Consider the following 14,947-nt stretch of genomic DNA (forward strand, 5'->3'; position numbering starts at 1 on the left):
GCACCTAATAAGTTTGCCAATGCTTGCGTTTTACACTCACTTGGCTCACTTCGAGTAATGGCATCGTTTCATTCTATAACCACCGGCATCGCTCTCGGACAACGTCCAAGCATGTAAAGTATCCCGTCAGGATAACAATGACATCGATGGTAAAAGGCCATCCTGTTTGCTCCATGTGAAATGCGTTTCGAGCAGCCCGCATGAAGCGTAGCGGACACAAAGCACTGGTTCCGCAAGCTCCATCCAAGCTACTCGAAGGAGCACGAGCACAATAGCCGTCGCTCGAGTAATGCACGTTAGTCCCAGCCAACAGGTTGATACCCGCGCTCCTGAAGACATCTATCTACGAAGTTCTCAAAGGCGGGGTTGCGTGTCGGCTCGCTGAAAATCCAGTGCAGCAGTGCGGCGGTGGCTCCAGAAGCCGCTCCGATCGCCGACCCGGAGCCCGCCGCGCCCACCACCGCGCCTCCCACGGCACCCGATGCAGCACCGATGGCAGCGCCTCCAGCAGCATTAGTTGCCGCCCGCCCTGCTTTGCTGCCGCCGGAATCGGCGCCGGCAGTCTCTGCGAGCTCCATGCAGTTTTCGACATCACGTTCCGCGGCCTTTGACCCGACGCTATTGAAATACTGGTTGGGATAAAGAACCGGGCGGGTCGATGCGCAGCCCTCCATTGTCAGAACAATGAGAAGAGCAAAAAAGATCTTAAACATCAGAATCTCCTATTTCAGAGGATAATTGAAAATACGATTTTGTGCCGAATGTAACCGTTGGGTTACGTAGCAGGGATGGAATGATGTTCATGCACAACTGACCACTGACCGTCGATCTTACGTAGGCCAATTGTCAGTCGAAATGCAAGAGGTACCACTACCAAGGATGGGAGAGGTAAAATCGCCTCTGGAACAGCGATCGTGAGCACCAGCATTAGGCGCTTTACGACTGGCAGATATTTTGCTCCTGCATTACCCTACTACACGCCATCCATGGCGTTAATACAAAATCTGCATTGCCTATAGGATGTAGGTAAGGAGCGGAAACTTCCCCACATCCTTGGGTGATGCCGATGACAGCCTGTCGCAGTCGCTGTGGATTACCTAGCGGCGAATCCACTCTACAAACATCCACCTTACAACGTTCGCCTTGAGCAATTCATTAGACCCGCAGTTCATCCGGAAAGCATAAGCTAGAAAAACCATTTTAATTTTCCGTGCGGCCAATGAATCGGTAGATTACCGCGCCTAATACGGCACCAACAATCGGCGCCAGCCAAAATAACCACAATTGAGCTACAGCCCAATCGCCAACGAAAAAAGCGACACCTGTACTACGGGCAGGATTAACGGAGGTATTAGTTACCGGAATACTTATCAGGTGAATCAAGGTAAGGCAAAAACCTATAGCGATAGGCGCCATGCCCTGCGGTGCTCGTTTATCTGTCGCGCCGAGAATGACAAGTAGGAACATCATTGTCATAACAACTTCTGTGACTAAGGCCGCCAGAAAAGAATAACCACCCGGCGAATGGGCGCCATAGCCATTAGAAGCAAAACCCGCTGACACATCAAAACCGGCCTTGCCGCTGGCTATGAGGTAAAGCACTCCACCGGCAACGATAGCCCCTAATACTTGAGCAATGATATAAGGCAACAATTGATTAGCTGGAAAACGACCGCCGGCCCATAGGCCGACAGAAACTGCCGGATTGAGGTGACAACCGGATATATGCCCAATTGCATAAGCCATGGTAAGAACGGTCAAACCAAAAGCCAGCGAGACACCGAGTAAACCGATACCCACGTTGGGAAACGCAGCTGCTAGAACCGCACTTCCGCACCCGCCAAGTACCAGCCAAAATGTTCCGAAAAACTCAGCACCATACTTTTCCATACTTTTCTCCTTATTTGTTGTTGATTGTGATACTTAACTAAATTAAGCACTCTAAATCTACGCAGAATATTGCGTTATTTGCATGTCTAATACCTTAATAAAGCGAAAAATCATTTTTTTCATTAGGTTGAATAAATTTAATACCTCTAAAATAAATACAAGTAGCGTCACCAAAAAACATGAGCAATCAAATCCATAAATATCCACACCAAGCGATACTAACCCTAACCTTTAGCTACCGCTATACGCAAAAACCCTTATCTTCTTAACCAAACCTTCCATTTCTTCATTTCCAAATTCCCCATCGATTCATCATTTAACATCTCAATAACAAAGCTCTCCTGCTGATCCGAAGTTAGTGTCTGATGCAATTCTATTGAGCGTTACGCTTCCGCATTAATATATGCAGCCGGACGGGATTGCAAACTCCGTCCGGCTTGAAGTATGTCGCTGTTTCAACAGGTTACCGGAAAAAAATATCAACCGCCCGCCACAAAATTGCGTCGATAGTTAGGATACAGTATCCGCATGATAAACGTAGCATTGAAAGGCAATTTCGCGCCGCAACTGCTCCTGCATCCATGCAGTTGCCGAGCAAAGCGCAATATCCAATACAACCGGGCATAAAAAACCCCCGCTTGAAAAAATCCAAGCGGGGGTCAGATTCATGGCTTTGTTTACTGCGTTAGTGAATATGCACCTCACGCGACTTCACCGTATCGCTTCGGCGTAAAGTATAGCGATCTTCATCACCAGCCATCTTCCCGCCATCACTATTAAGCTGAATGAGAGTTCCTTCATCTTCAATGCGATATTGCTTTACGGATGATTCATTACGTGGTGTTAAAACAACGGTACGATTTTCGTCATTCCAACTGTATTTTCCTTTTTCATAAAATTCTCTTGAAGATTCTCTTGCCGGCTGAGTCACCAACAGATAATTGTTATTTTGTTTTAAAGACAACGTCGCTTTAATCCCATCGCAATCGTTACAAGGGAGATAACCGTAAAAAACGCCGTGAAAATCCTGGCTTTTATCGATAGGGCTTATATGGGCTGAGTGATCTGTGTTTTGCTGGCTGCTATTTACACGCGCCTTGAGATACTTTTCTTGAGCTTCAAGGTCGGTTCTTGCCATTGCAGGGTGATAAGCAGAAAACAGAGTACCGAAAAAAATCAAAGCCAGATTTTGTTTTAATTGTTTTTTTAATGTTTGCATGTAAGTGTCTCTATAAATATTTAATTTATGTTTAATGCTTGCCGCACAACATGAACGGCCACGAAAATGCGCAATGCAAACCCCGACCCTTTTTTGCTGTGTATTCAACTTCTGCCATACCGTCACGCCCTAACAGAAAGACACGATACAGAAAGCTGAAAAAGAGCCATTATAACCTCGCTCCGGCTGAGCGCAATGTTAGCCTAAGTGTGTGATTGTACGGCCCTGACCCCTCACTTTTCATCCAAACTTCTTGTTTGTCAATTATTTTGAAATAGTCGGTAAATCGGCTACATCTCCTTGCCAATCGGCCGTCAGAATACCATCGGCAACATGCGATGGAAAGTTGAATGCGGCCAATCGAACGCAAAAACGGGTCAGTTTTAACAAGAACCGGCCCGTTTTTCTGTAGCATTAGAACATTATTTCAATAAATTGGTTTGTTTCGCACAACGCCAATGAGCGGTATTAAAATCAACTTCTGCAGTGGCTTCTTTGTCCATGCAAAGCCAATACGATGTCGGTTTCAGTTCAGTTTTGCACGAGGCAGATATAGGCGCTTCCGCAGCTTTTTTGTTCCCTTTAGCCATTTCCTGTTGCTCGAAGCGCTGGGTAGCGCGTAAGCAGATATTGAAAGCTTCATTTTGCTCATCGACAGAGCCAGTGCTCTTATCCTGTGAAGTCTCTCGAGCCGGGGAGCCGGGGGGCAAGGCTTCAGAAGATGACCCCGGAACGGTCTCCAGACGTTGAACCTCGTTGGGCGCTTGGGCTTTACCCACCATGGGTAAAGCCATAATTAGAATAAATCCCGCAATTAATATACGCATGTTAGAACTCCTCTAAAGAACGGGTTTTAAGGAAAACGATTGCTTAGTACGATCTGGCATCGTCTATATAATCCCCCCCGCTTCAGGTAGTCTGTATGGTTCCGCACATACAATCCTATGGCATCCCGGTTCTGTCTAAATTAGTTAGTGAAACCGATACAGGGAGGGAGCAGTCTACCCCATTGCCTTATAGAGTTACGTTATCTCGCACGCTTACATTAAATCTTTTTCCATACCATCAATACCTGCACTGATAGCGCCCTGTACTAGTTCTGCCACTGATGCGCTATCTTCCGGCTTTGATTCGAAATCAATCGTCCAAACTACAATACCCAACCCATCATACGATGTGAACACTTCGACTGTTCCTTTGTAATAAGTCACAGGGAACGGCGATATCGGCCGAAGATATATTAATTTCATGTTTTTTGAATCAATTTCTTCAATGGTGTCTTTTATATCGCCACCACCATCGACTATGGTCATATATCTCAATGCACCCGGTCCATTACCCTCTACCTTACAAGTCTCAATGAACGGAAACCATACATCGAGCCTTCCTATTTTGCTGATCGCTTCCCATACCTTCTCAGAGGGTACATTTAATTTCTTTGTAATCGCTTGCTTAGTCAACATCGGTATCTCCTGACTCATAAAATTTAAGCTTTATAGAAGCTTGATTAATAAATTGAATTGGTTTTAATCATTAACAGGTTTTCAAATGAATCTAAAAATCAGTTGAACATCCCAAATTCCGTTCGCCCTGAGCCTTTCGACTCTGCTCAGGAGACACCCTGTCGAAGGATGAAAGGGATTTGGGACGTTCACCAACTGGACGGTGTCGCGGAAACCGCTCATGCTTCGACAAGCTCAGCACGAACGGTTTCCACGCGTTCCAACTGATTTTTTAGGGTGAACTGTTAGGTGCACTTTAACAATACGAACTATCCGTTGTATTGGAAAAAACCGACAATTTAAATTGATATGATTTTAGGGGATCGCTACTGGCAATTTTAGATGGACTATAACAAACCAATTGGGAAGCGCTACGATCTAATCTGAAACATCCATAGAATCATGGACTTAATCTGTTTGATATAAATTTAACAGCCCGGAAAACTGTATCGTTTGGGAAACATCAATTTGAGGGTAAAGGGATTCCGGTGAAATTCCATAAAGTTCTTGAAAGTCGCGAATCATATGACTTTGATCGTAGTAACCTACTGTATGAGCCACATCCGCCCAAGTTGACAGCGTTTTACGTTGGAAAATAGCGTTCCGCAAACGTACTACGCGAGCATATTTTTTGGGCGTAGCGCCAACATGAGCCAGAAAACGCCGTTCCAGGGTACGTTCGGTTAAACCGAGATTTCGAGCGAGCATCCCAATAGGATAATTTCCGTTAGAACTGCTTAACTCCCTGCAAGCTTTTTGAATCAGCAAATCCTCATTGTCCCGGTTCAATATCGCAAGTAAAAAATTCTCTACGCATTGAACACGCTCTTGTGCTGTTCTCTTTTGCGACAAGCTATCTTCGATTTTTTCTATCGCATACCGAGGGAAAATATCCCTGCAATCCACTCGTCTTTCGGCACAATCTCTGGCTATACCGCTACGAAATACATTTAATCCCCAAGGCGTAAGCCGTGCGGAAACGCCCGATACCTTTCCTATACCTCCCAGGTCGCTTCGATAACTTTGGAAACCGGCGAGTCCGCTACGAGTGGTATAAATAGCGTCTTTGTGGGTGGTCTGGAGCAAATCGACATACAAAAAACATAAATACGTTGCGGTGTCCGGCAAGATTGAAAGCGCTGAATTATCGCTACCCGTTAAGTCTTCATAATCCCAAATGGCCGTAACGTAGGGAGCCAATAATTTGGATGGTGCAAAAATTCTCAAACTCATAATGACGTCCTCAATTCTTTGAATGACCAGTAGGCTTCGATATGTCGGGTCGCGTTATCTCGCTATGCTCTCAATAAGCTAGCCCGACTAACATGGCTCACGTTTAATGTTTGCCGAATTGCCTGAATGGTCATGAGAATGCATAACCCGGCTCTTTTTAGTGCTTCTTGATACAATTATTACAGTCCTCCAATTAAAAAAGGAAACGCCATGCCGTACCGACGCGTAGCTGGCGAGCTGAATTCCGGAAACCGAGCAAATAGAGTTTAAGGGAGAAGGTTACAAGCCTTGTAAAGTACCCGATTTTTTGAGATAGCGGATCCCCAAATAAATGGCAGTCAGTAACGGTAATAAAACTACTAATAATTGGTCGCGAAGTTGTGCATTATTATCAATGAGTTCGGGATATTTAAATAACAAGATCAAGACAATACCGATTAACCAGACATAGATAGATGAGTTTTCCTTAACCACAGGGCGCTGCCACCTAAAGCTCATGTTGTTAAAGGTCGCAACTAGACCGGAAAACCTGAGACTCCAACGATTGGTTCGTTGACAATAAGCATCGAATTCATGGCCGAATTTACTGCGCAAAAAGTTTTCTTCAGCTAATACTATCGTTTGGTATATAAACAAAAAACCCGGTATAAAAAGCGCAATATAGAGCAATGAATTAGATAATATTCCGATGCCTGCTATTTTGAGGATATTGCCTACGTATAATGGATTACGGCAGTGGTTGAAAATGCCCTCTGTAACCAATTGAGAAGCATAAACCTTTTTATCTTTACCGCCACGTTCGATGTATGCCAAACCGATAGTTGCGCACCGAATTACCTGACCTAAAATGGTGATAAACAAACCTATCCACATCACCCAATAACGCTGTTCAGCGGCTAATATCTCAGGTGATGGCATAAATAGCGCTAAATACAGAGGTATAAATACCCAGTTTCGATATTTAAAAAAGAAATTTCCTATTTGAATCATCATGGTTTCTTGACCGCAATAAGTCCGACAAAGTTGTACCATTTGAAAAATACTTCGCAATGCGCAAAACCGGTATCAAGCAATAAAGTGATATTTTCAGTGGATTTATAAGGGATAAGAATATTTTCCAAAGCTTCACGTTTTTGCGATATTTCCATTTCACTATAATTATTACGTCGCTTATGGTTGTAATAATATTTAATAAAATCGCGGTTAAAAACGCCGTCTTCCGCTAATATTTTTTCCACAAGAATTAAAACGCCGCCTCTGTGTAAACCATCAAAGATGCATTTCAATAACTTTGCTCTGTTTATGGGGCGGACAAATTGTAACGTTAGACATAAAATCGCGACCGAAGCGTTGGAAATATCGACATTTTGATTTAAGTCTGCAACTCGTAATTCGAAAGGGCGTTTAAAACCAGCTTCTTCTAGCTTGGTTTGACATTTAACCAACATTTCGGGTGAATCATCTATACCAATAAAACGGATGTCTTCGTTTATTGAGGTATTCATGCCAATTAAAGTAGTTCCAGTGGCGCAACCCAAGTCATAAACATCAGTGCCTGACTTGGCATAGTCAGCAGCTTGTTCCGCGATCATGCGCTGCATTTCTCCGTAAAAAGGCACTGACCTGTTCACCATATCATCAAATACACTGGCAACCGCAGTGCCGAATTTAAAATCAGCAGTCTTTTGGATTGCTTCTTTAAAAACTTGATCTTTATCCATAGTACTTAAATCCTGAAAGCTCAAATATTAAAAATTGATGCATCGGTTGATATAAAAAATTTATTTTTAACATCTATTTTCTCTGAAGTTAGTTTATCAGATAACACATTGCCTTTAACTTCTTCATCCCTTTTAAATTTCCATCTAGCCATTTATAGTTAAGTGCATAATTTACTATAAAAAGCCCCCCACCAGAAACGCCTCGATCCAATGTTTGGCAAAGCCTAAACCATCAAATAACTCATTCCACACCTTGTTAACGGTAGCTTTCATCTCATCGATAGTCTTGATGAAATCTTTCGATAATGCTCGCTTCATGCTTTTCCAGAGATATTCTTCCAGATTGAGATCGGGAGAATAGGAAAGACGAATAACCCAACGATTCAACGTAGCGCTATTCACTTTAACACCTCTTTGTTACAGGATTTCTTCAAAATATTGATTAAGAAGCAAGACATAGTTAGGCAAGGCAAGTACACCAGATAAACGCCAAGCTTTGCCGCCGCAACCTTAACATTGGGCTGATAGAGTTGTCCCAGTTCACAACAATAGCCTGATATTCTGCATTTGCCGCTTTAATCCGTTCCAGAAAAGCTTGGATTGACTCTTGCTTGGAGTTAGACAAGAACGCTTGGCGGCTATGTCCTTCAAGCGATAAATAACCCAGATCGACATCGTCCAACTGTGGAGGGCGACCGGCATTTCCACCCATGCTTTCCTGAAGCCCTTTATAGCCCGACTTATCCACTTACGTATCCACCAATAGCTGGTTGAAGTGGCAATACCAAACGCCTGACACAATGGTTCCAGGTCGGACTTTAATTGAGCAAAGCATTGCAAGAAGGCTAATTTAAGCCTGATCTTGGCATCGGTTTCTTGACTGAGATGCGTCTGAAGGTCAGATGGTTCATTAATCGATCTCCTTTCATGGCTAACCTCCAGGCTGAAGCGGATTTTATATAGATTAATGATATTCCTTTTTGGTTTTATGGTGAATAAGTAAAACTACCTAATAATATTAGACATCCTAAAATTCTAGCCATTGCATCATTAGGATGTCTATTAACTTAATTAAAATCATTCTAACAGTCGGACGGGGTTATAAGCCATACGCATCAAGCTAAGACATACAACCATGAAGAACATGAAGTTCATGAAGTTTTTACCCTCGTTCTTCTTTATGAACTCCATGTTCTTCATGGTTTATTGATCACAAGTTTGCATTTTATCGATTGGATATACTGACTTTTTGCTTAGCTTGATGCGTATGGGTTACAAGCCCCGTCCCGCTTGGTAACCTGACCTACATGGCTTGCTTCTTATTCATTTGCGATCGAAATTATATCCGAAAAATCTAGCGGTTCTTCTAGTGAACATCCCCAGTCAGAATTATACACGCCACGTTTTACCCAGCGGTGAAAAGTTGAATAAGGCCAATCGCGGGGGCTTTTCACCAAGCCATGTTTTACCGGATTGTAATGGATATAATCGAAATGCCGTTGGTAATCTCGTTCATCGCGTAAAGCATGCTCTGCGTAGTAACGTTGCCAGACACCTTCGCCGATGATGAGCGATACGGGATGACGAGCGGTTTTTTCCGCGCCACCCAGAGAGATCCAGGATTGAGTGAAATGTTTTTTAATCGCGCCCCAGCGTTTGGGATAGGCGGCATCCACGCGAAACGGCGGCCAGCGTTGAAAGCAATCCTGAAAAGCCGCCCGTAATAAATCCCTGGCAAGATCGTTCCCCAAAATTTTCGCCCGCCGTTCAGTCACCACAGTGAAAAAATAAGAGCCGCCAGGAACGTAACACCGCCGGTAATTCGACATAATTCAACCCACCCAATGTAGTTATACAGCATAACCGATGTAGTAAATGGGGCGGTTATTTTAAACATTTCAACAGACAAGCTATTTTGGAAATCAAAACTCCCAGTACGATTGAACTCCGAAATGGGGCGCGATGCGCCCCCTACCCGGCTTATGGCATTTCATACGGCGCTGACCAATGCCTTATCTTTGATAGATGACTTTTATCAAAATAAAGAGTTACTCTGGAATAAAAGGGGTTCTTGAACCTGGATAGTTGCTTGAGGCCATTGAACTGCCAAGCATCATTTGCGAGGATAAGATTTGTATAGCCAGTCTCTGATTTATTCCCACCCGTACGAAACTCCTGGAGCCCTACAACGAAGTTGCCTATTTGCTTTGAAAGCTCGGTATCAAATGAAGTTATTGTTTTGTAAATATCATTTCGGGACGATCCGATAATTATTTTGTTTGCCAACCTTTTGATTTCTGAACAGGCAATATTCATGCTTGGTTGGGACGCCATGCATTTCTCGCTGGCTCCCCATGTATTGACCACTACATTGTCTTTTAACTCTATTCTTAATGGCCATGGATAATGGTCAAGCCAGACAAGGATGCCATTATTTTCATCTACGGCATGGATTGACTCTTCTGTTGGCCCGTCCAAGTAAACTTCGCGGGAAGGGATGGGCTCTATAAACAGCATGTTTCTAATCGCTTCAGTCTTTTCGAGAGCAATTACCTTTTCGAGAGTGATGACCTTATTGTCTCCGATAGCAAATGGACCATAAGTGCCATGGGAAATTTCCTTTGTTTGCTCGCACCCACTAATGCACATGAACACTAGAACCAATATGGCTCTCATATTTTCCTATCCCTTAACTAATATTAGACATCCTAATAAACGCAAAACATTGCAACACTTGTTTGTCTAAAATTTTATAAAAACAAAAAATCATTGTTGTTTCATTCAGTTGTGTAAATCCTAAAATAAATACAGATCGTAGCTCCGAAGCCCCGGATTCCGCTACGCTTCATCCAGGCTACTTGCTGGCTGGAGGGCATAGGCTCCATGCCTTCGTTAGGCGATTGGTGGGAGTACGTCTTGAAACAGTATGGCAAGCAATTGGCCGCCTTCTGGCCGACTCCAGTCCTGAGCAAGTTCGGCCATAAGCGTGTTTGTTGCGGTAAGCACCACTCCCTCGCGCTCCATGCGTCGCCGCGACATATCTTCAGAGAGTTCGTAAGGCGACCCTGATGCATCCATAACTGCCTGCACCTGGTAGCCATCGCGACAGGCGCTAATTGCCGGATACACCAAACACACATCGGTGGTCACCCCGGCCATTATGAGATTCCTTCGACCTGTCGCTTCGACGGCCTTCTTGAAGTTCGCATCGTTCCAAGCGTTGACAATCCCGGCTCGCTGAACCCTGGCAGCAAACGCCTCAGGAAGAATTTGCTCGAGTTCTGGAAGCAATGGTCCCTGAACGTTCTGCTCCTGCGAACTCGTGAGGACGACAGGAATGTTCAAAATCTTGGCTGTTTTGGCAAGAGCCAGCGTGTTTCGTTTCACTACATCAAGGGGGATGTTCCTAATGAGCTTCATCGTCCCCAGTTGATGGTCGATGAGCAAGAGGACACTGTTAGTGGGTGAGAATGTACCGATCATTCTAGGCCTCCTTGAAGTTGATGGTGTAGTCTAACGCACCAAGCTGAGAGGCGCCGCGCTTTTTGCGGCGTCCCTCCTCCAGCGCTTGGTTAGCCAACGATCCTTTCGGAAGCATGGATTACTTCTTGGCTTGGGCGGCTTCTAGGAGATCCAACTTGGTCTCCCGCCCGACTTTTTGCACGCTCTGTGCCTTGTCGTAGCTTTCCATTAATGCATGATAGCCGGGGATAATATGGTCGGCAGAAATCACCGCGAATTCCATCGCATCGGGACGGTTCCACGTGCTCTGGAGTTCGGCCAGGACAGCTAATGTGTCAATCGGCATGGCACCGGCCTGAACAACGCGAGCTAGCGTGATGTCGGTCGCCATCTTGGACCAGTTGCCCGAGGCATCGACGATGCAGAAGACCTTGTACCCGGCGACGACAGTGCTCAGCGCGGGGAACGCCATGCAAACGCTCGTTAGAGTACCGGCTATGAGGAGCGTCTTGCGCTTGGTTTTCTCGATCGCCTCTACCCACGCCGGGTTATCCCAGGCGTTGATCTGGCCCGTGCGTGGGATGTAGACCGCTTCGGGGTTATATTGGTGGATCTCGGGGATAAGCGGGCCGTTCGGGCCGTCGGGGACCGAGGCCGTAGTGAATGTCGGGATCTTGGCGAGACAGGCCACTTTGGCGAGTGCGGTAACATTCGAGCGAAGGACGGGAAGGTCTATGTCCTTTACTAGCTGGAATAGTCCGCTCTGATGGTCGATCAGAAGCATGACGGCATCCTCGGGGTCGATCATCCACTTGTTGACTTTGGTCATGGGATTCTCCTCTAGCTAAAGCGATTTCGGTTTTCTCTTGTCTCCTTAGGCTTGCCCCCGGCACGGGCCAAGCCGGCTAACTAATATTAGACATCCTAATAGACGCAAAACATTGCATCATTTGTTTGTCTAAAATTTTATAAAAACAAAGAATCATTGTTGTTTCATTCAGTTGTGTAAATTTAGTACGTCCTAAAATAAATACAGGAAGCATCATCAAAAATATAAGCAATCAATCACATAAATATCCATGCCACGCAAGACTAACCCTAAACCCTAGCTACCGCCATATGCAAAAACCCGTATTTTCTCAACCACCCCCCCCATTTCCTCCACTTCCAAATCCCCCATCAAAACCCCGGCCAACACATCATCCTCCATCCCCAACAACTCAACAAACAAAGCCATCTCCTCCTGATCCGCCACCAAATACCCCGTTTCCAAATACCGGTTCAACAGAAAATCCAGCTCCTTAGTCCCTCGCCGACATTGCCACTTTAATCGAGCCAGCTCGTCCATCAACCCAGTTTTCTCTGCACCAACAGTTTCTTGGTTTCGGCAATCGCCTTGGCCGGATTCAAGTTCTTGGGACAAGTATCGGTGCAATTCATGATTGTATGACAACGGTACAACTTAAACGGGTCTTCCAGTTCGTCCAGCCGTTCACCGGTGTTTTCGTCGCGACTGTCGACCAGCCAGCGGTAGGCTTGCAGCAGCACCGCAGGGCCTAGGTAACGCTCGCTGTTCCACCAGTAACTGGGGCAACTGGTCGAGCAACAGGCGCACAGGATGCAGTCGTATAAACCATCCAGCTTTTCCCGGTCTTCCTTGCTTTGCAGACGCTCGGAATCGGCAGGCGGCGGGGTTTGGGTTTCTATCCAGGGTTTAATCGAGGCGTACTGGGCAAAGAAATGAGTTGTATCCGGCACCAAATCTTTAACGACATCCATATGCGGTAACGGGTAGATTTTGATAGTGCCGGAATAGGAATCGATGGCTTTGGTGCAGGCCAAGCTGTTCCTGCCGTTGATGTTCATCGCGCAGGAACCGCACACGCCTTCGCGGCAGGAACGCCGGAAGGTTAAAGTACTGTCGATCTCGTTCTTGATTTTCAGGATCGCGTCCAGCACCATCGGGCCGCAGTTGTCCATATCCAGCTCGAACGCATCGATGCGTGGGTTTTCGCCAGACTCTGGGTCCCAACGATACACTTCAAAACGGCGGATATTGATTGCTCCGGCAGGCGCTTTAAAGGTTTTGCCTTCGATTAAAACCGAGTTTTTAGGCAGGGTAAATTCAGCCATTAGTACACCCTCTCTTTCGGTGGAATTACGTCGACGTCATCGGTTAATGTGTACATGTGTACCGGCCGGTAATCGATTTTAACTTGATCGTCGGTCAACCAGGTCAGAGTATGCTTCAACCAGTTTTCGTCGTCACGGTTCGGGTAATCTTCCCGTGCATGGCCGCCCCGGCTCTCGGTGCGGTTCGCTGCCGCGCTGATCGCGACGGTAGCTTGACTCAGCAGGTTATCCAGCTCCAGCGTTTCAACCAGATCGGTATTCCAGATTAACGACTTGTCGGTCACTTTGACATCAGCAAAGGTTTTTCTGACTTCGTCCATTTGCTGAATGCCTTCGGCCAGTGTCGAGCCGGTCCTGAACACCGCTGCTTTGCTTTGCATAACTTTTTGCATGTCCAGGCGAATATCGGCGGTGCTGCGGCTGCCGTTCGCATTACGGATTTTATCGAAACGGGCGATAGCTTTGTCGCAAGCATTGCTCGCCAACGGTTTTTGCCTTGATCCGGGTTTGATCAGTTCGGCGCAGCGTATCGCGGCGGAGCGGCCGAACACCACCAGATCAAGCAGCGAGTTTGAGCCCAAGCGGTTCGCGCCATGCACGGACACACAGGCCGCTTCGCCAATTGCCATCAGGCCCGGCACGACCGCATCGGGGTCGCCGTCTTTCAAGGTCACGACTTCGGCTTTGTAATTGGTTGGAATGCCACCCATGTTGTAATGCACGGTCGGCAAAACCGGAATCGGCTGCTTGGTCACGTCGACATTGGCAAAAATTTTGGAGGTTTCCGATATGCCCGGCAAGCGCTCGTGAATAATGGCCGGATCGAGATGTTCGATATGCAGATAAATGTGATCTTTCAGCGGCCCGACGCCCCGGCCTTCTTCAATTTCAATGGTCATCGCCCGGCTGACGACATCGCGAGAAGCCAAGTCTTTAGCGGACGGCGCATAGCGTTCCATGAAGCGCTCGCCTTCGGAGTTGGTCAGGTAACCGCCCTCGCCTCTAACGCCTTCGGTAATCAAACAGCCTGCGCCGTAGATGCCGGTCGGGTGAAACTGTATGAACTCCATATCCTGTAACGGCAAACCGGCGCGCAACGCCATCGCGTTGCCGTCGCCGGTCACGGTATGCGCCGAGGTGCAGGAAAAAAACGTACGCCCGTAGCCGCCGGTCGCCAATACGGTCATCTGGGATTTAAATAAATGCAATGAACCGTCATCCAGACACCAAGCCAGAATGCCGCGGCATTCGCCGCCTTCCATAATTAAATCCAGCGCGATATATTCAATAAAAAATTCAGCCCGATGTTTTAACGACTGCTGATACAAGGTATGCAAAATGGCATGGCCGGTCTTGTCGGCCGCTGCGCAAGTGCGTTGCGCCAAGCCTGTGCCGTAATGCGTGGTCATGCCGCCGAACGCGCGCTGGTAGATTTTGCCGTCGGCCGTTCTTGAAAACGGCACGCCGTAATGCTCCAGCTCGATTACGGCGGGGATGGCTTCGCGGCACATATATTCAATCGCATCCTGGTCACCGAGCCAGTCGGAGCCTTTGACGGTGTCGTACATATGAAAGCGCCAGTCGTCTTCGCCCATATTGCCCAACGCCGCGCTGATACCGCCTTGCGCGGCAACGGTATGGCTGCGGGTTGGAAAGACTTTGGTGATGCAGGCGGTTTTCAGGCCTTTTTCCGCCATACCTAAAGTAGCACGAAGACCTGCGCCGCCCGCGCCAACTACCACCACGTCGTAAGCATGCTCAATAATTTTATAGTCTGCGGCCATGAA

At 46.5% G+C, this 14,947-nt stretch carries 18 protein-coding genes; all 18 read right to left on the reverse strand.

All coding sequences use genetic code 11. The annotated features are described in order from the left end of the window. Positions 1 to 296: 296 nt before the first annotated feature. The 18 genes from EPO18_RS13455 to sdhA all read right to left on the reverse strand — a co-directional run bounded on the left by EPO18_RS13455 (position 297) and on the right by sdhA (position 14,944). Positions 297 to 713: a glycine zipper family protein gene (locus tag EPO18_RS13455; RefSeq protein WP_292434017.1), complete on the reverse strand. Its 417-nt coding sequence runs from the start codon at positions 711 to 713 to the stop codon at positions 297 to 299. Between the two features lie 62 nt (positions 714 to 775). Further along, a complete protein-coding gene (locus EPO18_RS20720) occupies positions 776 to 928 on the reverse strand; it encodes a nuclear transport factor 2 family protein (protein WP_363331511.1) in 153 nt (50 codons plus the stop codon). 272 nt (positions 929 to 1,200) lie between these two features. Continuing rightward, positions 1,201 to 1,890 carry an aquaporin Z gene (gene aqpZ / locus EPO18_RS13460; RefSeq protein ID WP_292434019.1) on the reverse strand — a complete coding sequence of 230 codons (690 nt, stop codon included), beginning with the start codon at positions 1,888 to 1,890 and terminating at the stop codon, positions 1,201 to 1,203. A gap of 685 nt (positions 1,891 to 2,575) precedes the next feature. Beyond that, on the reverse strand, positions 2,576 to 3,109 hold the full coding sequence (locus tag EPO18_RS13465; protein WP_292434021.1) for a copper resistance protein NlpE: 534 nt from the start codon (positions 3,107 to 3,109) through the stop codon (positions 2,576 to 2,578). Positions 3,110 to 3,531: 422 nt separating this feature from the next. Further along, on the reverse strand, positions 3,532 to 3,936 hold the full coding sequence (locus EPO18_RS13470) for a hypothetical protein (protein ID WP_292434023.1): 405 nt from the start codon (positions 3,934 to 3,936) through the stop codon (positions 3,532 to 3,534). 213 nt (positions 3,937 to 4,149) lie between these two features. After that, positions 4,150 to 4,572, reverse strand: coding sequence for an SRPBCC family protein (locus tag EPO18_RS13475; RefSeq protein ID WP_292434024.1), 423 nt, complete (start codon positions 4,570 to 4,572; stop codon positions 4,150 to 4,152). A 447-nt stretch (positions 4,573 to 5,019) separates the two neighbouring features. Continuing rightward, the gene (locus EPO18_RS13480; RefSeq protein ID WP_292434026.1) at positions 5,020 to 5,844 is read right to left on the reverse strand and encodes a helix-turn-helix transcriptional regulator; all 825 of its coding nucleotides are present in this window, start codon (positions 5,842 to 5,844) and stop codon (positions 5,020 to 5,022) included. Between the two features lie 279 nt (positions 5,845 to 6,123). Then, on the reverse strand, positions 6,124 to 6,837 hold the full coding sequence (locus EPO18_RS13485) for a methyltransferase family protein (protein WP_292434029.1): 714 nt from the start codon (positions 6,835 to 6,837) through the stop codon (positions 6,124 to 6,126). Then, entirely contained in the window at positions 6,834 to 7,565 is a 732-nt protein-coding gene (cmoA, locus tag EPO18_RS13490; RefSeq protein ID WP_292434032.1) for a carboxy-S-adenosyl-L-methionine synthase CmoA, read from the reverse strand. Before cmoA ends, EPO18_RS13485 begins: the two co-directional genes overlap by 4 nt. A 174-nt stretch (positions 7,566 to 7,739) precedes the next feature. Then, positions 7,740 to 7,967: a hypothetical protein gene (locus EPO18_RS13495; RefSeq protein WP_292434034.1), complete on the reverse strand. Its 228-nt coding sequence runs from the start codon at positions 7,965 to 7,967 to the stop codon at positions 7,740 to 7,742. Between the two features lie 58 nt (positions 7,968 to 8,025). Further along, a complete protein-coding gene (locus tag EPO18_RS13500) occupies positions 8,026 to 8,313 on the reverse strand; it encodes a hypothetical protein (protein WP_292434035.1) in 288 nt (95 codons plus the stop codon). A gap of 571 nt (positions 8,314 to 8,884) precedes the next feature. Continuing rightward, positions 8,885 to 9,394 (reverse strand): REP-associated tyrosine transposase, encoded by a 510-nt coding sequence (locus tag EPO18_RS13505; protein ID WP_292434037.1) that lies wholly within the window; start codon positions 9,392 to 9,394, stop codon positions 8,885 to 8,887. A gap of 151 nt (positions 9,395 to 9,545) precedes the next feature. Continuing rightward, on the reverse strand, positions 9,546 to 10,241 hold the full coding sequence (locus EPO18_RS13510) for a hypothetical protein (protein WP_292434039.1): 696 nt from the start codon (positions 10,239 to 10,241) through the stop codon (positions 9,546 to 9,548). A gap of 216 nt (positions 10,242 to 10,457) precedes the next feature. Beyond that, positions 10,458 to 11,048: an isochorismatase family protein gene (locus tag EPO18_RS13515; protein ID WP_292434041.1), complete on the reverse strand. Its 591-nt coding sequence runs from the start codon at positions 11,046 to 11,048 to the stop codon at positions 10,458 to 10,460. Positions 11,049 to 11,166: 118 nt separating this feature from the next. Beyond that, positions 11,167 to 11,856, reverse strand: coding sequence for an isochorismatase family protein (locus EPO18_RS13520; protein ID WP_292434043.1), 690 nt, complete (start codon positions 11,854 to 11,856; stop codon positions 11,167 to 11,169). A gap of 276 nt (positions 11,857 to 12,132) precedes the next feature. Further along, positions 12,133 to 12,375, reverse strand: a complete 243-nt coding sequence (locus tag EPO18_RS13525) for an FAD assembly factor SdhE (protein ID WP_292434045.1) — start codon at positions 12,373 to 12,375, stop codon at positions 12,133 to 12,135. Next, positions 12,375 to 13,160, reverse strand: coding sequence for a succinate dehydrogenase iron-sulfur subunit (locus EPO18_RS13530; protein WP_292434046.1), 786 nt, complete (start codon positions 13,158 to 13,160; stop codon positions 12,375 to 12,377). Before EPO18_RS13530 ends, EPO18_RS13525 begins: the two co-directional genes overlap by 1 nt. Next, entirely contained in the window at positions 13,160 to 14,944 is a 1,785-nt protein-coding gene (gene sdhA / locus EPO18_RS13535) for a succinate dehydrogenase flavoprotein subunit (RefSeq protein WP_292434048.1), read from the reverse strand. Before sdhA ends, EPO18_RS13530 begins: the two co-directional genes overlap by 1 nt. Positions 14,945 to 14,947 lie beyond the last annotated feature (3 nt).

The organism is Methylobacter sp., assembly GCF_004322395.1.
Lineage (GTDB): Bacteria > Pseudomonadota > Gammaproteobacteria > Methylococcales > Methylomonadaceae > Methylobacter_A.